This window comes from Blautia sp. JLR.GB0024, assembly GCF_037000545.1.
Lineage (GTDB): Bacteria > Bacillota > Clostridia > Lachnospirales > Lachnospiraceae > Blautia > Blautia celeris.
Genome location: NZ_JBANBF010000001.1, coordinates 794,834 through 815,415 on the forward strand (window position 1 = coordinate 794,834; position 20,582 = coordinate 815,415).

Annotated in this window: 22 protein-coding genes and 1 pseudogene; 12 read left to right on the top strand and 11 right to left on the bottom strand. The window is 41.9% G+C overall.

Annotated elements, in window-relative coordinates; genetic code table 11:
• Window positions 1-40 precede the first annotated feature (40 nt).
• The 8 genes and pseudogenes from V8Q34_RS03625 to V8Q34_RS03660 form a co-directional block, all read left to right on the top strand.
• Window positions 41-736, top strand: coding sequence for a winged helix-turn-helix domain-containing protein (locus tag V8Q34_RS03625; RefSeq protein ID WP_335834839.1), 696 nt, complete (start codon window positions 41-43; stop codon window positions 734-736).
• Window positions 737-1,099: 363 nt separating this feature from the next.
• Window positions 1,100-1,525 carry a sigma-70 family RNA polymerase sigma factor gene (locus V8Q34_RS03630; protein WP_335834840.1) on the top strand — a complete coding sequence of 142 codons (426 nt, stop codon included), beginning with the start codon at window positions 1,100-1,102 and terminating at the stop codon, window positions 1,523-1,525.
• Window positions 1,526-2,092: 567 nt separating this feature from the next.
• Window positions 2,093-4,060 (top strand): ATP-dependent DNA helicase, encoded by a 1,968-nt coding sequence (locus V8Q34_RS03635; protein WP_335834841.1) that lies wholly within the window; start codon window positions 2,093-2,095, stop codon window positions 4,058-4,060.
• A gap of 171 nt (window positions 4,061-4,231) precedes the next feature.
• A complete protein-coding gene (locus V8Q34_RS03640) occupies window positions 4,232-5,344 on the top strand; it encodes a tyrosine-type recombinase/integrase (RefSeq protein WP_335834842.1) in 1,113 nt (370 codons plus the stop codon).
• A 12-nt stretch (window positions 5,345-5,356) separates the two neighbouring features.
• On the top strand, window positions 5,357-7,120 hold the full coding sequence (locus V8Q34_RS03645) for a tyrosine-type recombinase/integrase (RefSeq protein ID WP_335834843.1): 1,764 nt from the start codon (window positions 5,357-5,359) through the stop codon (window positions 7,118-7,120).
• On the top strand, window positions 7,110-8,624 hold the full coding sequence (locus V8Q34_RS03650) for a tyrosine-type recombinase/integrase (RefSeq protein WP_335834844.1): 1,515 nt from the start codon (window positions 7,110-7,112) through the stop codon (window positions 8,622-8,624). Before V8Q34_RS03645 ends, V8Q34_RS03650 begins: the two co-directional genes overlap by 11 nt.
• On the top strand, window positions 8,599-8,982 hold the full coding sequence (locus V8Q34_RS03655) for a DUF6262 family protein (RefSeq protein ID WP_335834845.1): 384 nt from the start codon (window positions 8,599-8,601) through the stop codon (window positions 8,980-8,982). The genes V8Q34_RS03650 and V8Q34_RS03655 overlap by 26 nt, the downstream gene beginning before the upstream one ends.
• 341 nt (window positions 8,983-9,323) lie before the next feature.
• Window positions 9,324-9,560 (top strand): annotated as a pseudogene (locus tag V8Q34_RS03660) (flavodoxin); the annotation flags it as partial.
• Between the two features lie 121 nt (window positions 9,561-9,681).
• On the opposite strand, the gene V8Q34_RS03665 reads toward V8Q34_RS03660, so the two are convergent.
• The 7 genes from V8Q34_RS03665 to V8Q34_RS03695 form a co-directional block, all read right to left on the bottom strand.
• Window positions 9,682-10,143: a hypothetical protein gene (locus tag V8Q34_RS03665; RefSeq protein ID WP_033139791.1), complete on the bottom strand. Its 462-nt coding sequence runs from the start codon at window positions 10,141-10,143 to the stop codon at window positions 9,682-9,684.
• 28 nt (window positions 10,144-10,171) lie between these two features.
• Window positions 10,172-10,630: a YbhB/YbcL family Raf kinase inhibitor-like protein gene (locus V8Q34_RS03670; protein WP_033139790.1), complete on the bottom strand. Its 459-nt coding sequence runs from the start codon at window positions 10,628-10,630 to the stop codon at window positions 10,172-10,174.
• An 881-nt stretch (window positions 10,631-11,511) separates the two neighbouring features.
• Window positions 11,512-11,946: a methyltransferase domain-containing protein gene (locus V8Q34_RS03675; protein ID WP_335834846.1), complete on the bottom strand. Its 435-nt coding sequence runs from the start codon at window positions 11,944-11,946 to the stop codon at window positions 11,512-11,514.
• Between the two features lie 47 nt (window positions 11,947-11,993).
• Complete coding sequence (locus V8Q34_RS03680) at window positions 11,994-12,488, bottom strand: hypothetical protein (protein WP_335834847.1); 495 nt, start codon at window positions 12,486-12,488, stop codon at window positions 11,994-11,996.
• A gap of 303 nt (window positions 12,489-12,791) precedes the next feature.
• A complete protein-coding gene (locus V8Q34_RS03685) occupies window positions 12,792-13,616 on the bottom strand; it encodes a nitroreductase family protein (protein ID WP_335834848.1) in 825 nt (274 codons plus the stop codon).
• A 209-nt stretch (window positions 13,617-13,825) separates the two neighbouring features.
• Entirely contained in the window at window positions 13,826-14,002 is a 177-nt protein-coding gene (locus V8Q34_RS03690; protein ID WP_187370506.1) for a DUF6440 family protein, read from the bottom strand.
• A 47-nt stretch (window positions 14,003-14,049) separates the two neighbouring features.
• On the bottom strand, window positions 14,050-14,463 hold the full coding sequence (locus V8Q34_RS03695) for a GNAT family N-acetyltransferase (RefSeq protein ID WP_033142441.1): 414 nt from the start codon (window positions 14,461-14,463) through the stop codon (window positions 14,050-14,052).
• A 506-nt stretch (window positions 14,464-14,969) separates the two neighbouring features.
• Between V8Q34_RS03695 and V8Q34_RS03700 the strand changes: the two genes are divergently transcribed.
• Window positions 14,970-15,167 (top strand): hypothetical protein, encoded by a 198-nt coding sequence (locus V8Q34_RS03700; protein ID WP_148391403.1) that lies wholly within the window; start codon window positions 14,970-14,972, stop codon window positions 15,165-15,167.
• Window positions 15,168-15,217: 50 nt separating this feature from the next.
• On the opposite strand, the gene V8Q34_RS03705 is transcribed toward V8Q34_RS03700, so the two are convergent.
• The 4 genes from V8Q34_RS03705 to V8Q34_RS03720 all read right to left on the bottom strand — a co-directional run bounded on the left by V8Q34_RS03705 (window position 15,218) and on the right by V8Q34_RS03720 (window position 18,253).
• On the bottom strand, window positions 15,218-15,628 hold the full coding sequence (locus V8Q34_RS03705) for a DUF3788 domain-containing protein (RefSeq protein ID WP_256138297.1): 411 nt from the start codon (window positions 15,626-15,628) through the stop codon (window positions 15,218-15,220).
• A gap of 118 nt (window positions 15,629-15,746) precedes the next feature.
• Window positions 15,747-16,049 carry a DUF1330 domain-containing protein gene (locus V8Q34_RS03710; RefSeq protein ID WP_335834849.1) on the bottom strand — a complete coding sequence of 101 codons (303 nt, stop codon included), beginning with the start codon at window positions 16,047-16,049 and terminating at the stop codon, window positions 15,747-15,749.
• A gap of 136 nt (window positions 16,050-16,185) precedes the next feature.
• Window positions 16,186-16,800, bottom strand: a complete 615-nt coding sequence (locus V8Q34_RS03715) for a GyrI-like domain-containing protein (protein WP_335834850.1) — start codon at window positions 16,798-16,800, stop codon at window positions 16,186-16,188.
• Window positions 16,742-18,253 (bottom strand): helix-turn-helix transcriptional regulator, encoded by a 1,512-nt coding sequence (locus tag V8Q34_RS03720; RefSeq protein WP_335834851.1) that lies wholly within the window; start codon window positions 18,251-18,253, stop codon window positions 16,742-16,744. Before V8Q34_RS03720 ends, V8Q34_RS03715 begins: the two co-directional genes overlap by 59 nt.
• A 527-nt stretch (window positions 18,254-18,780) precedes the next feature.
• Between V8Q34_RS03720 and V8Q34_RS03725 the strand changes: the two genes are divergently transcribed.
• The 3 genes from V8Q34_RS03725 (at window position 18,781) to V8Q34_RS03735 (ending at window position 20,565) form a co-directional block, all read left to right on the top strand.
• On the top strand, window positions 18,781-19,176 hold the full coding sequence (locus tag V8Q34_RS03725) for an iron chaperone (protein WP_033142435.1): 396 nt from the start codon (window positions 18,781-18,783) through the stop codon (window positions 19,174-19,176).
• 107 nt (window positions 19,177-19,283) lie between these two features.
• Entirely contained in the window at window positions 19,284-19,409 is a 126-nt protein-coding gene (locus V8Q34_RS03730; RefSeq protein WP_255786267.1) for a hypothetical protein, read from the top strand.
• A gap of 154 nt (window positions 19,410-19,563) precedes the next feature.
• Window positions 19,564-20,565 (top strand): PhoH family protein, encoded by a 1,002-nt coding sequence (locus V8Q34_RS03735; RefSeq protein WP_033142434.1) that lies wholly within the window; start codon window positions 19,564-19,566, stop codon window positions 20,563-20,565.
• The last annotated feature ends 17 nt before the right edge of the window (window positions 20,566-20,582 follow it).

Sequence of the window (20,582 nt, forward strand, 5' to 3'; positions counted from 1 at the left end):
ATAGCATATCCAGAAGAAATAAAGGTGGGTAAGACTGCTTATGGAAAACAAATTATTGATAATCGCAAAAACAGAGTTATTCAACGGGATAGAAAAATCTACAACATCTTACTATGCCAGAAGCCTTCAGGACACATTGTTTCACTTGACAATAGTTCCCTATCATTTAATTCTCATTGAAAAAAGAGAGGATAAGGAAACAACTTGCAGAATGATTGAAACCATCAGAAAATTAAAGAAAACGCCTATATTGGTCTTTATGATGGGGACGATAGATGAGAAAAAAATGTTTATCGAAGCAGGTGCAGATGCAATTATTGGGCATTCCGATTCGAATGAAGAAATAAATTTGTTAATTTATTCCCTTGTCCGGCGGTATCTATATTGGCATGAAGATATTATGCAGGAAAGAGAAATCATAGTAGAACCGCCATTGACAGTAAATAGATTTAACCGAAAGGTGTTGTGGAACGGACAAGAAATTAAACTTACTAAACATGAGTTTGATTTCTTATATCTTTTAGTTTCTACACCTGGAAGGGTATATACGTTCAGTCAGATTTATCAGATTGTTTGGAAAGAACATTATTATGAAGAGAGTAATAACATCATCTGGTGTTTACGCCACCGTATCCGGGATAAACTGAAAGTTATAGAGCCAAGAGCTGCGGATATTATCAAGAATGTCCGTGGGATAGGGTACTACTTGGAATTACATAAGGAAGATTTTAGTTGAAACAGATTCTTAAAAAAGGGTCTGTTTCTTTTTTTGTCGAAACTTGCGAAAACTGACAGTAAATTGACAGTTAGCAAACAGGTTCCCGACAGTTGGGTTTAGTATACTGCGATATTGCCAAAAAATGGGATAGTTCACCATCCCATCATGCAAAGGAGCAGTATATTTGCAGGAAAGTCGTACAAAAGAGGCATTCTTTTGGAAAAATCAATATGGTGTCATAATCCAGCAATGGATTGTGACACTTTTTTCCGCGACATATCCCGTCAATAACTTACAAAATACTACTTCAAATAAAAGAATCCGGTCACCTCCGCACTTCGATTTGATTTCTCAAAAATATCAAATCGGAGGTAGGAAAGGATGGCCTATAACAAAGCAAGAGAAGAAAAGAAATGGAGACATTGGAAGGAAAAAGAAGAAAAGCAATTGCGGGAACTGGGAATGGACGAAAGTGCAATCCAAGAACTGCGGAGTATGAATTGGGAAGAGTTTAAGTCTGAGCGGCGGTATCGGGAGCATCAAGCTGCTTTCCCGGAGGAATCAAGCCTTTGGACATCTGAACTGGAAGAACCGGATATCACAGGAATTCAGCCTTTATTAGATGCTATCGGTGATGAAAGGCTCTTACATATCCTGCTGGACGCAGACAGGAAGACGCTACAGATTATCTTATTGAAGATGATGGGATTTACTGTAAAAGAGATTTCCAATAAGACAGGAATGCCGGAACAGACCATTTATACAAAAATCGGTCGCCTGAGAAAAAAATTTCTCAAATTTGAATAAAAAACATATATTTCGGCGGCTATAGGGTAGAGGGGGAAATCTGCCCCCTCCTGCTCTTTGACAATCCAATATCAACATTACAGGTACGTTCCCGCAAGTAGTAGCGTGACAGAGTAAGCGCCAGGACAAATGGGACCGGAAGTCAGATAAAGGAAGCATAAGTATCAGAAACTTTGTTTTCCCCAGCCTGCGCTGTCCGGTTTTGTTTCGAGCGATTCCTTATATTTGAAATAAAGCCGTGGCTGGCTTTGCGCCATGATCACAAGCGGGGGATAATGATACGTTTTTTGTGCCAAAGAGCAAAAGATGAACTCCAGGTTGTAATCAGCAAGACCTTCAGGACATCTGCGAGCGGCATCCGGCCAGATGCCCGCCTGTAATGTTCCCTTCCGCCAGGAGCGGACGGCTGACGGGGAGGCGTGGCCAAATACGGAAGCTAGAAAAAAGATACAAAAAAGAAATCAATAGAAGTGTGCCGTTGATATCAGATACATGCGGCTGTGGGTTCGCCCACAGCCGTATTGATGTGGTATTGACGGTATGCGGGAAAAGGAATGAAGGAATAAGATGTTTTATCAGAATCAATACCAGAAAAAAGCGCATAAAGAAATCGAATATATTTTCCGGGTTTTGCTCCCATATAACGGACTTACAGTAAGGGAAGAACAGATCCGTCTCTGCCACAGAATGCTGGATACCCTGCTGGAAGGAAGCATTGGGTTATGCGATGCCGGAGTGGGGATCGGAAAAACCTATGCATACCTGGTCGCCTGTGTCCTTATGCGGAAATATGCCATGTTATCAGGAAATAGGATTGGATATGATAACCGTCCGGTAGTCATATCCACGTCCAGTGTCGCATTGCAACGGGCGATTATTGAAGAATATATCCCGTATCTTTCCAACATACTTTTGGAGAACGGGATTATCCATGCACCTCTGCGGGCAATCGTAAGGAAAGGCAAGGAGCATTTTGTATGCGATAACCGTTTAAAACAGCGGCTGGAGGCAGTCCGACATAAAAGGAAGAATGAATCCCAAAGGGAGGCGCTTTTTTCCCTGCGTCAGTATTATGACATGGATGAAGTCCATGGGCTGAGCGGATTTGACCGGAGACTTGTATGTGTTCCTAAATTTTGCCCCAGGGAATGTCCCGGAAGAATAGAATGCAGATATCAGCGCTATCTGCAGGAAGCAAAAGGGACAGATATTTTTATTCAGATATGCAATCATAACTACCTGCTTGCGGATGCTTCTCATCGGGCAAAAGATTACCGGCCTCTGCTTGCAGATTACCGGGCGCTTATTGTAGATGAGGCACACCAGTTGCCAGAGGCAGCCCGGCAGATGTATGGGAAGACCCTTGGTTATGACGATATGGAGGAGATTGGTTATTTTCTGGAACAGGAATACCAGAAAAAGACATCCCGCCAGTTAAAGGAACTTTATTTGGAATTGTCGGAGTATATCAAAAAAGAATTTCCCATAACACCAGGGGAACGATGTTCCTTTACTGTGTCTACTGAAAATATGTGGGCGCTGGAAAATGCCCGGCACCAGGTTGGAAAGATTATCAGGAAACTGGAAGGGAACGTCCCGCGTTGGATTTTAAACAGGCTGGGAGAAGCAGAAGAGGTTCTTGACAGTTTCAGCAGCCAGGACAAAAATTATATTTTATATTTGCGGCAGGACCGGAACCGGCTCCCGGTGTTCTGTGCCACCAGCCGGAAAGTTCCGGGACTTTTGGAAGATACCCTCTGGAGCCAGGGATTTCCCGCTATCCTTACAAGCGGTACCTTAAAGGCTGGGCATGGATTTGGGCGGACCCGACAAGTGACCGGACTAAATGGAACCCGGAAACTGCGGGAATATGTTGCAGAGTCACCATTCCAATATAAGAAGAACTGTCTTTTATATCTCCCCAAAACCATTAAGAAAATGAGACGGGGGAGCAGGGAAGAGGCAGAGATGCTGGCAGACCATATCCACTCGTTGATCTGTTCCACATTCGGACATACGTTGGTGCTGTTTACTTCCTACTCTCTGATGGGGAGTGTATATCAGATTTTACGGGACAAGGTTCCCTTCCCCATGCTGGAAGTATGGCGCCATTCCCAGGACGAGATTGCAAGGTTTAAAACTCTGGAAAACGGGGTGCTGTTCGCAGCCGGTTCCTGTTGGGAAGGGGTGGATTTTCTAGGAGATATGGTATCTTCCCTGATTATCGTGAAACTGCCATTTGCTGTTCCGGACCCAATCAGTGAGGCGGAACGAGAGCAGTATGAGACCTTGGAGAATTACATAGAAGCAATCATTGTACCTGATATGCAGAAAAAGCTCCGACAGGGATTTGGCAGGGCTATCCGGACAGAGCAGGATACCTGTGTGGTATCAATTTTGGATTACCGGGCAGCAGCTGGCGGACGCTATCATGAAGACGTACTGTGTGCGCTGCCGGATTGCCAGATGACGGATGATATTGCAGAGGTGGAGGCCTTCATCCGTAGCCGGAAAGGGATGGAATACTACCTATAGAAAACGGGTTCAGGGTTATTGGTAGTGCTTCATTATGAGCAGTTTTAGAGAAGAAAATTTGTTGGTATTTTACGCCCCCATTTGCACGAATTGTTGGTATTTGTGAATAGATATTCGGGCATGGGTTGGGTATACTGTGTATAGCGTTAGAGAAAGGAAGGGAAGTAGCCTATGCCATACGAAGTGGTTACAGTAAAAGAAGCATCTGTAAAGTATTTCTATATTCGTGATACGGAAACCTTGGATATTGTGACGCTTCCGTCCAAATATCTAATGCATAAGACAAGGGTCAGAAGGTCGCCTAATACCATCCGGCGTTCTGCATTTGCCATCTTATATTATCTGGAATATCTGGAAGAAAAAGACATGCAGATAACAGAGATATACGGACTGCCATATGACGAGCAGACGGAACACTTTGTCAACTTCTTATACTGGATCAAAGCTGGAAATCATACAAAACAAGAGAGTTCTCCTAAAAATGGAACCTGTAACGCATATTTGAAAGATGTGTTCAGGTTCTATCTTTTTATAGAACGTGAATATGAGCAGTATGGAACCCTCAAGGTGCTGTCATATAATCAGATTGTGGCAGTCAACGAAGTGGGAGTGAAAAGAGTCCTTAGAAACAATGCCTTCCACGGTTACCTGAAAGCAGAAGAGAGCAAAGGGAAATCTGCAAGACAGAATGAGATTGTTACTGTCCTGCAGGCCTGTACAAACTGCAGGGACCAACTCCTGCTTTTACTACTGGCAGAGACAGGATACCGGATTGGTGAGATATTGGGAATTGACTATGTGAAAGATATTGATTACAGGAATCACGTCATCCGGGTCTATTTCCGCGAGGATAATGAGAATGATGCCAGAGCAAAAAATGCAGAGTACAGAAAAGCAAAGATCAGTGACGATACCTTTGAATTTCTAATGCATTATCTATCAAAATATGGAAAAATACTGCAGCACCAGAATTACTTATTTGTAAACATTATGGGCAGCACCAAAGGGAAACCTTTAAAGGTGGACAGTGTTTATGACATGTTTGAGCGTATGGAAAAAAAGACAGGAATTAAACTCACCCCTCATATGTTGCGCCATTACTTTGCAAATATGAGGAAAAAAGCAGGATGGCGGCTGGAATTGATTAGTCAGGCCCTTGGACACAAACACTTGGATACAACAATAAAATATCTGGACTGGATAGATGAAGAACTGGTAGCGGCCAGCAACGAATTTTACGAAAAGCATGCATCTATCTTCGGGGCAGAAAAATTGTTGGAATAGGGAGGTGGGTGCATGCCTGTTTTTATGCTACAGCAGGCAGAAGTTCAGACTGAAACAAAGGAAGCAATCGAAAAACGACAGCAGCTTTTAGTAGAAGAAATAAATGCTAGTGGGATTTCAGATGCGGTGGCGCTGAACAGGCTGAAAGAATTCCTGAGCGCGGAAGCGGTATGGCATATCTCGGATATGGATTATCCTATGAGGGTGCGGTATGAAAAGTATCTGAATAGGCTTAACTATGCAAAAGTCTCAGTAAGAAGATACATTAAAGTTTTTGATCTGGTAAAACAGTATGAAATCGCACAGCAGATGAAAACGCTGGCAGGAAAACAAAGATATCAGTGGAAGTATCAAAATACGATTTTATTTCTTCCATACCATCCAGACGGAGATATCGTGAAGCAGTTCAGCGTAACAAGACAGATGGAGATCCTGGTATGGGATTTTAAAAGGGAGTGTCCGGAGCTGTTAAAAAGACAGGTTTTTGACACGCTTAACAAAGTGATCGATACTTACAAAAACCGGAATATGAAACGAAATAAGCTGCTTGCATTACAAAGCTTTTATACATTTTGTACCCAGCACCAAATAGAGGATGTTGGCATGCTGGAGCAGTCACAGATTGACCTGTTTGAAAGCTGGCTGAGGGACGCTGGAGTCTCAGCAACAGATACATACCTTTCAATCATCGGTTTCTGCAGAAGGGTATCCTTTGAAAATGCCGAGAGAATTCCATGGGATGCGACGGTCTGGTATTTAGAGCGGTTTCATCTAAAAATGGATCGAATGAATGAGAGCAATCCAGTAGGAAGCATCTCCTTTATGGAAATCCGGCATCCGGATAACCGAAAAATCGCGCAGGCATATATGAAATATGAGCTAGGCATTACCGGGCAGGCCATCAGCACCATAACAAGAAGATATCTCTGCATCAGAAACTTTTTAGAATTTCTGGAACAGGAAGGATTGACAGCTACCGAATGTACAGCCCTGCATATTAAGCGATATGCAAAACTGCTTCTGGAAAAACAGATTGAACCGAAAGGATACAATGAGCGGTTATCCGGCATTGGACATTTTTATAAGTTTATGGAAGTACGGCAGTACATCAAACGCGTACCATTCCGGCTGGAATACCACATGCAGAAAGTCCAGCCTGTGCATCACGACAGAAGCGTAGAATATGAAGTTTACATGGAGATACTGCAGAAGTTATATAAATTCCCGGAGCATTTACGATGCATGTTTTTGCATCTCTGGTGTGTGGGGCTAAGGGCAAGCGAAGTATGCACACTCAAAGGAAATGCTTACTACCGACAGGGAGATGACTGCTGGATACAGGTATATCAGGTAAAAATGAAATTGTATAAGAGAGTTCCGATACCGGAGGGACTTTACCAGATTATGGAGGTCTACCTGAAAAATCATAAGATACAGGCGGACAGTTACATTTTTCAAAATACAAAAGGCGGCGCCTTTTTGTATCAGACCTTCCGCAATCAAATGTTAAAAGCATGTGAAGAAAACAGAATCATAAATGGAGAGTATCTCTTCAACTCTCATGATTACCGCCATACAGTAGCCACAATGTTTTATGACAATCAGGTATCCCTCCAAAGCATCCGGGATTATCTGGGACATACCTATGACGAAATGACAAGGCAGTACATCGATTACATGCCCCAGAAGCTTGCAGAAGCCAATGAAGAATTTTTCAGTCATAAAGAAAACAATCTGGCAGCGTGTCTGAAGAAAGGAGATACGAATGCAGAATGACAGGATATATTATAGGGAATTGCAGTGTTATAAGGCGGCAGACAGGAAGAATACCGGGCCAAAAGAAAGCAGTGGGTGTTACGATCTGTCGCTGTTACCAGAAGGCCAGATCAGAGAAGAGATGAAAAGTTTTATTTTTCAAAGAGGGAGAGAGGTATCTTATACCACTATTCTCAGTGATAAAACGTATTTCAATCAGCTCGCACTGTTTATGAAAGAAAAGGATTTGAAGAATATAAGGAGCTTTCTGGATAAAACGCCGGACCAATGGATACGGCTTCTAAAAGGCTGGATGATTCAGAAAGGAATCAAGCTGACCTATGAGAAAAAGAACATCTATGGTACAAGCAGTGTCATAGACGCAAGGCTGATCCAATATTTAAAGAAAATCTTGCACCATGTAGAGCCGCCGGATGAACGGGATGAGGTGGAAAAGGATATATGGAAGCTGGATGCATTAGGAATCGAAATACGTCACAATCCGATTTATAATGTGGAGACTGTGAATTTTCAAAATATCATACAGCCGGATATCCGGTCAGAAGTAAAAAAGATTGTCTATCTGAACCTTCAATATGAGGCAGTGGGAACCGTACTGAGGGAATTGACAGCCGTGAGGAAATTTTCAGCCTATCTGCATAAAGAATGGCCCAGTATACAATCCTGCTGTGAAATTGACCGGGATATACTGGAAGGGTATCTCATAAGCCAGATGACGGATGATAGCTCCCACCGGAGCAACAGTGATAATGTATTAAAGCTCCGAAATCTGCTGGAGGGAATTGGAAAGCTATATCAATATTCGAATTTGGAGACCTTGTTCTTGAATACGGATATACCACCTGAGATCAAGGCAGAATTTAAAGTATATTCCGACAAGGAAATGCAGCGGTTAAATGCACATATAGCAAAGCTGGATGAACAGATTGCAAGATGGCTGATTATCCATCAGATGCTGGGAACACGGGTATCGGACACTTCCACACTCCGGTGCGACTGCCTGTATCAGGAAAATGGCCAGGATATGATACAGATCCATCAGGTAAAAACCAGAGTATTCCAAAAGCCGATCAGCAGGGAATTAGCACGTCTGATACAGAAAGCATTGGAATATACAAGAGAAAAATACGGCGAGACAAAATACATATTTGTGGATGAAAAGAATCCCAAGAGGCCGCTGCAATACACAACCATAAAGTATAAGGTCATGGGAATGATTTTAAAAGAGGATTTAAAAGATGACAATGGTGAACTATTTCACTTTGGTACGCATCTTTTCCGGCACTTCTACGGTGTAAAACTTACCGAAATGCATCTGGATGATTGGACGATTGCAAAGCTGCTGGGACATAAGAGACTAGGGAGCGTACAGCACTACCGGAAAATGAGCAACCAGCGGATGGCAGATGAAACAAGAGAAGTCAGAAATATGATGACGGATGTGATTTACCAGATTCTGGACGGATGGGGAGAAGAGTATGAGCAAATACGACCGAATGATTGAAGAGAATAAGAAAAAAAGCAAAGAAAAGATTGATCTTGCAAAGAGGGCGATTTATGAGCTGCTGGAAGAAAAAGAGAGGATAACAGTTCCGAAGCTGATGCGCATCACCGGACTGTCCAGAGGGTTCTTTTACAAAAACGAGGTTATCCGGCAGGAGATGGATAAGGCGGTGGAACAGCAGGCCGGGATGATAGATCCCCGGCGTGAAATCTTAAATATGGCGATGGAGAAGCAGATAGCAATGCTCCAGCAGCAGATTATTGGCCTGAAGAAAGAAAATGCTGATTTGAAAAAAGAGAATGAGAAGCTGCGGAAAGCGTTGAACAAGAAAGCACTCAACACTCTTAAAAACTTATAATCAAAATTTATATAGAGTCAGCGGATAGGAAGGAAAACACCGCTGGCTTTTGTCTGTTGTAATTCTTGGGTTTAAAAATACTAAAAAGTTTTGTTTGGAACAAGTTCGAAAAAGTGTACGTAAACCTAGGCAGGAATAATACGTTATAGGCATAGTTCACAATACGATATAGGTATTTGCAGGAAAGAAGGAGTAGCAGTAGAATGAAAATGGTTGAGGGTTAATGCTACAGTACCGAAGAAACGCCGGAAAAGGGAACACAGAACACAGTTTTGTATGACGTTAAAGCCAGTAAATTCAAGGCATAAGAGGGATAGGCTACATTTTAATTCCCCAACTGGTGGTACTCTCTTCCTATGCCTGTGTTGACCTTTATAGACGAACACGATTTAGCTAGGAAGAAGATCGTGCTTTTTTGTTCCCACGGAACTGGAGGACTGGCAAGCAGCGTACAGGACATCACGGCAGAACTGCCGGACGACTGTGAGATAGAAGAAAATGTGATTGGCGTATACCGTGACGATATTCCCGGCGCTCAGGCGGAAATACAGGAATGGCTGGGGGAGATCGGATATTAAAAGATTAGAATATGGCAACAGAAAGACTTCAGGATAGAGCAGCCATATACTTATAAACTTTCCTCCAAACTTCCCATATTTTAGTTCGTCAAACTGAAAGTTGTAACACTGTGAACTGTGGTTACTTGATACGTTCAGCAAATATTTCTGCATTTATATTCCATTCACCATCATCTTTTACAGTAACATTTTTCCAATGAAAACGATTATCCTCAATCCTAGTGAAAATCCACTTTCTTTTCTTATCGTTGATGTAGGTAAGCACTATCATGTCATTTTGTTCTCTTGCTTCAAGTCGTATTATTTTTCCGGTATAACCATAAGCGACATCCCATGCGTGTGTGTCGGGATTATAGATACGCAGTGATGTTCCGTACTCATAATCAGGCAGAATAATAACATCTTGAATAGCCATTCCTTCAAGAACCCATGAGAAATACCATTCGCCTTTAATTGAAAGGGAATTGTTACTCTCTATATAGTCTATCGCCCAATTACCGATAAGTTTTCCGAAATAATTAAACTCTTCGGGTAATGCTGTGTTTTTACATTCACTTGTTAATGCTTCAAAAAAATCTTGCATTGTTTATTCCTCCAATTATAAATAATCTTCAGCGATAGTGACCGGCCAATACTGATTTTTGCAAAATATGGCCTTGCATAGCCGCCAGCAAATCTTTTTTTCTGGCAGTGCTTGGTAAATCAAGACGACAATCCAGCGAAAAGACATTAAAGTGATAAATATGTGACCAATTAAATGGTGGCTTAGGCCCCCTATACCGATGTTTGCCATATCCACATCCCTGTATAGCGCCCAAGGAATCAACTTGCTCACCATGCGGAATATTTTCAGGAATCAAAGATATGGCGGGTATATTCCAGATTACCCAATGATTATATGCCGGAATCGGATGCCCCATATCATCCATGATGATTGCGATAGACTCTGCCATTTCACTTAAATCGTCCAATACTAACTCCGGAGATACATCTTCTCCATGTCCAGTATATTTAACAGGAATGAGTCCCCCATCTTCAAAGCATGGGGAGGATACAATTAACTTTTTCATTTGCTATTCCTTCCTAAAACAGACTGCGTTTTATTTTCAATGTTGTCCTTAACCGGGAGATTGAAACCAGCCCGCAAAATTCAATTTGTTGATAACGCAAACTCAACTATTACTACTTCGTTTTTATCAGGATCTTTTAAACGGACTTCGTAAGTTCCCTAATCATATCTAATGGGATCAGATAGTGTGACTCCTTTTTCCTTTAAACATACCATTGTGGCATCGAGATTTTCTGTTTGAAAAACAAATGATTGATATCCAGTTGGCTGCGCATGAATGGCTTTACAATCCCATATACAAAGAGTGGGGGCGTTTTTTATAAAGCCAAGATAAACTCCATTTGAATCATCCACATCAGTCCTGATGAAAGGTATTTCTAATATATCCCTATAGAATACAACAAGTTCTTGTGCTTTCTCCGAAAAAATATTTGTGCAATAGTATCCCGTTATCGTTTTCCTGCCTCCTCAGTTTTCGTTTGTTTAATCATACAATATTTTAATTTGAATGTATAGCAGTTTGACGCTATCCGGCTTTTGTTGATGGCGTTTTTCTTTATGACCTGGAGACTGCCGAATTCAATCCGCTGAGCAGCAGGACCATTGAGCTGGCGGCAATCAAACTCAGCCAGAGGAACGGCGTATTCCAAAAAGAGGACGATTACATCGGTATTTTCGGTTTCCAAAAGATATCTCGCAACCGGATGAAGCGGTCATGCTGACCGGAGTTGCAAGAGAACAGTTGGAAGCCGAGCGGACAGAAGAGGAGTGCCCGGAAGATGGGTATCTCATCTGACACCGTGGGGAACTTTAAGCTGGATATTGACGCGAGAAGGTAATGAAGGAAACGCTAGCAGACCGCAAAAAAGGATTTACGCAAATCTACGCGACGATAAATGCAAGATTTACTACGATATTCCGGGAAGGGCATGGTATAGGATAGCTGACACAATAGATATGGAATGGCTGGAACAGCAGAGATTTCACATGGGATCTGGTTTCTTCGTCTAACAGCAACATGAAAGCGCTGTCTTGATTTTTATCCAACGCCTGCTGAACAATATCCAAACCAATTATTTCTGCTTTTGGATATCGTCCAGTAATGGGAAATGCCAAGTATCCCGTCCCTGTTCCTAAGTCAAGAATTTTCATACCGTCGTTTATATTCAGGAAGTGCAGTATTCGTTCAAGATGAGCTTTATCTTGTGTCTGTCTATTATAAAGGGTTCCTTCTTCAAAACTTTCTTCAAAGCCTTTTCTTGTATTTTCAATACTCTTACTAATTTCATATTTTGTTTTTATTTCTTTACTATCCATGCAATACTCCCTTACATTTTCTGATTTTCTACCCGACAAGCTGAAAGTCATATAATAGATACAATGTATATAATGCACGCAGATAAAAGAGAAACCACAACTCCCAGTATAATTCCCTTTATGCCGCCTTTAACATGGAATAAATAATTTTTGTATTCTTTATCCATATCTTCAGTTCCAGCTATTCTTAATTTTTTGCTATGGCAGAACACGCCAATATCAAGCACAATTACATCAAAGAGCTCAATAGCAAGGAATAAGATAAATACATATAAAAATGCCGCTTGAAAGGTTTTAGCTCCTGAAAAATAGGCCACTCCTGACAAAAGTGTAACACATACAAAAACAGCAATGAGTTTCTTTAATATGTGCTTTTTTTCAGTCCTTTTTATAGAATTTTTATATTCTGGTAAGGACTCCACTCTTTTTCTAATCTCCGGAGGGTAAGACATAATATATTTAACTGGGTCTTTATACTGTGTAGGCAAGACAATTACTGCAAAGATTATACATGAAATCATACATTCTATTACTAAAAGCATAGTCGCCCTCCTCTTCAAATTTTTCAGCTCAAACAACTGAAAGTTGTTTATTCAATCAGTTCTATGCTTAATTGAAAGAAAAGCCTTCTTTTTTCTTTCACACGGGCGCTTTCGTTTAGACTCTGCGTGATATGCTTTACAAGCATCACAATTACCGTGCCGTTCACAACTTTTCTTTTTACACGGACAATCTTCTTTAACCATTATTACCTCCACAAATTCCAATTTTTTCTTCCCGACAAGCTGGGATTGATCAAAATAGCTGAGTGATGGCCCGCCGGGGCTGTGTTTCCTGCAGATCCTTTACCACTTGTCATAATGAATCTTTTCCGGTTCCCAGCGGTCCCGTAATTCCTTCTCCTCTTCGGGCCAGCCGAATGCGATCACCGCGACGGGCTCCAGTTTAGCGGGAAGTTCTAACGCAGCGATCATCCGCTTCCGCCAATTAGAGTTTAACGCCACTCCGCACCAAACACCTCCCAGCCCAAGGCCATGAATACCGAGCAGGATGTTCTGCGTGGCAGCAGCACAGTCTGCATACAAAAACTCTTTCATTCCCTCTATATTCTTATCACCACAAATGACGATGGCACCAGCGGCAGATTCAAGCATAGCGGCCTGTGAGTTTTGTGAGGCAAGTTCTGCCAGAAGCTGTTTGTTCCTTATAACGATGAAATGGCAGGGGTGCTTATTTTTCGCCGTAGGCGCATACATTCCACAGCAAAGTATTGTCGTAACCATATCGTCCCCGACGGGCCTTGAGGCGAACTTTCGTATGCTTTGCCGCGTTTTGATCGCCGCCAGTACATCCATACCGCTGCTGACAGCAACAGGCTCTTCCCGTTTCTTGCCAGCAGGCTCCAGCTCTTCGGAGGACATGGTGACATGCGCGTTCATGGTCTGTCCTTCAAATCCAAGGGACTTTTGTAACGCCTTATCTAAAACCATAAGAAATTTTCCGCCGCCACGGGATAATAATTTGCCTCGGTACGGGGTGCCGTTGATCGTTCCGCTTACATAGATCGTACCCTTCGGTTTACAAAACTGCTCCCTTGCATCGAACGGGATTTCAAGAAAGGTTCGTCTCCCTATATCATCCTTGTAAATTGGTGATTCAAATATTTCCATGATTTCTCCTTCCATTCCGTCCAAGCATCTCGTTACCTAAACCAGCCTATGTACATTTGACCGATAAAAGCATTTGAATATCATCAAACCGCTCCCTGCATGTGACGCGGTTCCTCGATGGTAGGCTCATTTTATTTCTCTAACATTCTTTCATACATATACATCCCTCCGAATTTCAAATTTTCCAGACAGAAAAACCGGGATTTATATCATTTAGCATATCGTGGGTCTAATAATGGTTTTCCGTCTTTATCTACCAGTACAGTAAGCCCTCCAACATTTGTCCAATGAGCCAGTAAGTATTGCACTCCCGTTTCTTTATCAACAACGATTTTAGCACCTTCTGAAACCCCTTCTTTTTCTGTAAACTCAAATCTTTTATTCATTTAATATTCCTCCAAATTCTAATTTTTTAAGTTCAACAACCCGGGATTTATTTATGAATTACTTTTCTCATACAAGAACCGCAATAATCATGAGGGATTAACTTAAATCCCATTTTTTGATAGAATGTTTCCTTTCCTTTTTCTGCGATTAGCTGTATGCTGGAACGCCCGTTGACTGGTGTTTCATCATCAACATATTTGATTATCATATTGATTATTTGACTTCCCACGCCATTTTTTTGATAGGCAGGATGGACTATAATATCAATAATCATATAATACAGACCATCTCCGATCAATCTTCCCATGCCAACAGTTTGGTCATTTTCAACTGCAATTACTGTATATAAGCTCCTGTCAAGAGCTTTTTGAGCCTGTTGCTCTGAAAAATTTAACCAATCGACGCTTTTTCTTAACCTATAATAATCTTCGTAGCATAGCATATTTTCTTTGTATTCCATGTATTACTCCCAAATTCTATTTTTTCGGCTTGGTAAACTGGAATACTTACTCTGAAAAAGTATTTGTACAATAGTACCCTGTTATCATTTTCTTGCCTCCTCAGTTTCCATTTGTTTCATCATACAGTATTTTAATGTGATTGTATAGCAGTTTGGCGCTATCCAGCATATGCCGATGGCTTTTTTCTTTATTCCATATATTCATCATCCGGCATATTTAGTATGAAACAAAAAAGACGATGGGAGGTAAACAAGATGAATCACGCAAAGCAGATAGGGAAAACATTGTTTGTCCTGATGTCTCTCATAAAGGATGACGACAGCAGAAGTATTTATTGTGATGGATTTGTTTTGGAATAAGGAAGACGCAAGAAAAGAAATGCGCAAACAGTACAGAGGAGTAATGAAAAAAGTTTCAGAGGATCATGGTAAGCTCCCACAGGGTTATGTCAATACCTGGGACACGGGCGCATCTATTTGTACCGATACTTGTTCAGCAGATGAATATGAGTGCGAAATCTCAGAGCGGCGGATTATTGTGCAGGCCCGCCGTTGATATTTATGAGGGTGCCGGATTAAGCGTGTTCAATAACGGACAAAAAATCCTGACAGAATTGGATTTTGTCAGCATGGACAGCAACGACTCCAATCAAAGTTCGCTGGAACAGCAGAGATTTCACATGGGATCTGCTTTTTTCGTCTAACAGGAACATGAAAGCGCCGTCAGACAGCGTGTCTAAAATCTCCAGATCCTCTATTCCGATTTGACAATCAACAATTTCATTATATCTTCCAAATGCTCTTTGCATTTCACACGATAATGTATCCATCCGCCATCGCCGCAGGGATATTTATGATCCATATATTCCTGCGTGTATTTTTGCATATTTCCATAGACCGAAGCAAACTGCCGGTCAGAAAGCCGGACCATTACTGTAAAAGCATTATCTTCCGGAAAAATATTGCAGAGCAGCTTTTTCTTTGATCTGTGAGCAATTCCCCATCCATAATGATTGCCATATGGGAAAACCGTTTCCTGCAAAGTGCAATATTGATTTGATAACCACTGATTCAGCATTGTAAATAATTCGGCGTTTACTCCACAATACGATGTCATTTCCTCAATGGTCGGCACAACTTGCTTATTTAACATTCTTTCATACATACGATTTCTCCTTTAGGTTAGAATACAAGAGCGGCCTATCACAAGGAGGACCCCCGTCGGCACGGTCAGAGTCTCCCCGACCGAATTTCAACGAACAGCGATACAATTTGATGTATCTTCATAATATTTCCTCATTAATCACAACAGCCCTTGCATCCACTGTTGATGTTCTCTTATGCATAATGGAGATATATTCTTTAGATCCAAAACATTTATCCAATGTTTCCTTATTAGGGAAACGAATTAGAATCACTCTATTTGGTGTTCTGGTTTCTGAGAGTGCCATTACATTTTCACTTCTAACAAGATACTTACCGCCATAAGCTTCTACGATTGGTTTTACCATTGCAATATATTCATCATATTCATTACGTTCATTATCTTTATTAAAATATACATCAACACAAAAATAACATGCCATTTCAAGTCCTCCAAATTACTATTTGATGATACACCTTATCCCAAAAGGCTGCATTAGTGCAGCTCAACGAACTGGGAATTGCTTATTTTTCTTTCTACCAATAGCATTAAGTTAAAAAAATGAGATTTGTCTGATTTTAATTGATCGCTTTGCGTCGAATGGCAAAGATAATGTCAATCGTCGGCTGCTTTTCCGTGCTTCGTTCTGTGTGATACTCATATTCCAAATTCAATGCTTCAAAAGAACTTTTGGGTAACCATTTTGTATAGAAATATTGTTTTGCCTCTCCGATAGAAGCCCCCCACAAAAAGCCCAATTTAGGCTTTACTGTGATTTTGGCGTACTCGCAGGCTGAGAGGATGCAGCTTTCTAAACCGCTTTTGTCAATCATACTGCCAATAAACAATTCAAAATCGCGGCTTTGCTCATTGTAATTTCTGGACAGGACAAAATAGGGTAACACCTTTCCCTCCGGCATGGAAACCACGGCATGATACTGTTTAGACAGAGCCTTTATATCTCTGGAAATAGTTTTATCATTTGACTTTTGCCACAATCCGTATATTGTTTGCTGCTCGATATATTCTAGCTTCACTTCTAATCCTGACATTATTATTTCTTCCTCCAAATTCAAGTTTGTCGGGGTGTCTTCACCACTGAACGAGACATTGATAACACCGCTTTGAACAATTTTATGTGTCAATAAGCTCTGCGCTGAACATATAAGCAGTGCTGCCTTTGTCGTATCCATTTTTAAATACTTCTGCTGTCCAATATTTATCCGGATACGGAATCGTTATTCCCTGGCTGAGCATAATGTTTCTGGTGACGTCGTACATGGCACTGATGTCATATCCTTCCGTTTTGTGCATAGCTTCATAATCTCCCGAGAATTCCGCATAGGCAAATTGAGAAATATATGGGATGCCTGCCCTGCCATCATGATATGGCAGAAAATCAAATGAGAGAAATCCTTTTGGCACAGGGGTGTCTGCCCTCATAAACCGTCCCCAAAAAAGATGTGCGGGCTCCACATCGATAGACAAGCCCTCATGATGCGAGAGCAGAATATCATAGTCAAAACCTGACGGATCACCATTCATGGCATCCAGTACACGAAAACGCTCCCCCTGCAATTCGCTGTCGGTCAAATCGTCGTCTTCCCATCCGATGAACCGCATACCGGGCATTTCTTTATATTCATAGTTTACTACTTTGAAGCCGTTCTGCTGTCGCTTTACTTTATCCGGCATAAACAGCGCCCATTGCACCTCCGCGTCACATTCTTTCAGATAATTGATAAAGCCGTATATGTCCGCATGATCCGTGCCGGTGGGGCCTGTTATGCTTCCTGCAATCTGCTCTCTGATGCCGCGCTGTTTCATAAGGGAAAAATCATCCAATACTTGTGCCACAACTTTCTGCAGCTGCTCGTCTGGAACCTGTCCTGACAACTGATCATTAAATTGATCCAGGGCTTTGAACACCGCTTCGTTGACCACCCCTGCCGGTCTTAATTCCGACAAGTATCGGCGGAGCTGTTTGTTCTGTTCTGAAAACCGCGCGAATACACCCTGCATCAAAATCTGTTCGTTTTCATTGAGCTTATCTTCGCACCATTCAATATCATCCAGCAGCCATTCCGTCAACGCATCAAAAACACCTGGGTTTTTCCCTCTCGCTGTTATCGCCCAATGAACGAGTTCTTGATACTTCTCTGCATCGGTCAGCGTTTTAATTGTTTGTTCGTCAAGATTATTCCAACAAAATTCATCAATCTGTTGATAAGCCCTGTTGAATCCACCACGGATTGAAATATTAATAGAGAGAGGATGAAAAAATCGAAGCACAGCGCCGGATGTTTTGACATCTGAAGGTGAAATGCTGTGAAAACGCAAAAACGCCTTAGAAAAGCTCTCAGAAGTGTCATAACGGTATTTCTGCGCTATGTCAGCAACTTTTTTGTCCGTAAGCAGGAGATCCTGCCCGGCCAGGCTTAAGCGGCGGTTTCGGATATATTCGCCAATCGTCACACCTGTCACCATATGAAACACGCGCTGAAAATTAGACTTTGAAGCGAATACATAATTTGATATCTGCTCAATGCTTAACTCTTCCATTAAATGTGTTTCCATATAATTGATCGATTCGTTGATGCGCTGTAACCAGTCCATGTGTTCACCTCGATTCCATAAAAATTGCAATGAAACTAATAGGATATAATGTTTTTATTATACCATTTTCATAAATCATTTGCCATGTCAGAAAATGCTTGCGTTTGTCATCCCACATTTGAAGTAATGATCTTAAGTTTTGCCCCGGGACATGATGAGGCCGAACAACTGAAAGAACGGTATACCGCAGAGGTACAGGGGAAATTCATTGAGCGGATTGAAAGCAAACCGGAAAGACATGCCGCATAAGAATGCCCCGGATAGTGTGGAAAAGAAGCGGGAGCCGGAAAACAGCAGAGCCTATACATCTGAACTGATATATAGTATAATAAGGCAAGTTTAAAAGTGTGGTGTTAGGAGGGGCAGTGGATGGAACAGAGCCTATCATTTCCAGTATCGAAATTGGATACAGCATATTCAAATCGGCCTGAGGGAATGGATTTTATTCAGATGGTTCTTTGTCGGATCAAAAATGGCCAACATACTACGGGAAGAATGGAATTATAGAACCCCAGTATGGTAAACTGAAAAATTTAAATTTACGGAGGAAACGGAATATGTGGATATGCCCCAAATGCGGGAGAGAATTTAAAAGAATAAATCAAGGTCATTACTGCGGGAAAGCACCCAAAACAGTATTAGAATATATAGATTCGCAGCCCATAGAAACACACCCCCACTTAACAGAACTGATGATTATATTACAAAACAGTGTTCCATGTGTAAATGAACGTATATTATGGAGTATGCCATATTATGAGAAAGAAGGAAAATCCATCTCATTTTCTGCTTGTAAAAAGCACATCAGTTTCTATGTAGGGGTTGAAGCTATTGGAAAGTTTGCATTGGAGTTAAACGAATTTGTCACTAAGAAAAATGCAATATATTTTCCTTATGATAAAGCATTACCTACAAAATTGATTGAAAATATTGTGAAATGGTGTTTAAGCTGACTTGTTTATTTTAGTTTGCGGGGGTATCAAATTGGTATGGCGGGTATTACTCGAAATTCGGCAAGAGGCTGTACAATGCAGCAGCTGTCCGTGGTGACCTGGCATTGATGGCAGCAGGAATGGCTGTTCCGGTAAGAATATGGGGATATGCGGCAGCTTCTATGAACCTGCAGACAAAAGAAGAAACCTTCTCAGCTATGGTAGTGTATGATCAGGTTGAGGTATTATCATAGCCTCTGCATAGAAAGATAAATAACAGGTGCGAAAATCAACCGTTTACTGGCTGGTTTGCGCACCTCAAAATCCCCGGGGCTTGAAAAAGCCGGAGAGTTGCAGTATAATTTAATTTGGATTTTTGTAATTTGCAGGAAAGCGAGGAGAAATTATTTGCAGGAGCAGGAACTAGAATTTACACTAGATCAGCAGATGGATGTTTTCGGTGTTCAGGACAGCAATGCAAAGCTCATTGAAAATGCCCTGTCTGTTTCAATAAACGCCAGAAACTCCCATGTGGAGATTCTCGGAGATTCTGAGCAGGCTGTACAGAGTGCAGTGCGTACTCTCAAATCCCTCCGGGACATTCATGACAGAAAAGAGAAGATTGACACGGATGTAGTCTACCGCGTGCTGGAATCCATCCAGGCAGGAGAGATTGAGGAAACCATGAAGGCCATGTCCGATGTCATTGTCCTTGCCCACAGAAACCGTCCCATTAAATGCAAAACCATCGGCCAGAAGAACTATGCCAAAGCCCTAAAGGAAAATACGGTAAATATCTGCATCGGTCCTGCCGGTACCGGAAAGACTTATCTGGCGGTTGCCCAGGCTGTGGCAGATCTGAAAAACGGTAATATTGAGCGTATCATCATGAGCCGTCCGGCAATTGAGGCCGGGGAGGAACGGCTGGGCTTTCTTCCGGGAGATTTATCCCAGAAGGTAGACCCCTATCTTCGCCCTCTCTATGACGCCCTCAACGATATTCTGGGAAATGAACAGGTCCAGAAATATCTGGAGCGGGGAACCATCGAGATCGCACCGCTTGCCTATATGCGGGGCAGAACCCTGAACCGGGCAAGCATTATCATAGATGAAAGTCAGAACGCCTCACTCTCAACCCTCAAAATGGCCCTGACCAGGCTCGGAGAAGGATCAAAAATGGTCCTGACCGGAGATGTGACACAGATTGACCTTCCAAAGAACACAGATTCCGGACTGGAAAAATGCGCCGCTATCCTGGGTTCCATTGACGGGATCGGTATAGTGCGGCTGAATAACCGGGATGTGGTCAGAAACAGGCTTGTGAAGGATATTGTGAAGGCATTTGAGAAAGCAGAGGCGGATAAAAAGCCGGGACCGTCCGGCAGACAGACGCATATGCGCAGAAAATAAATGAATAATAACCGATA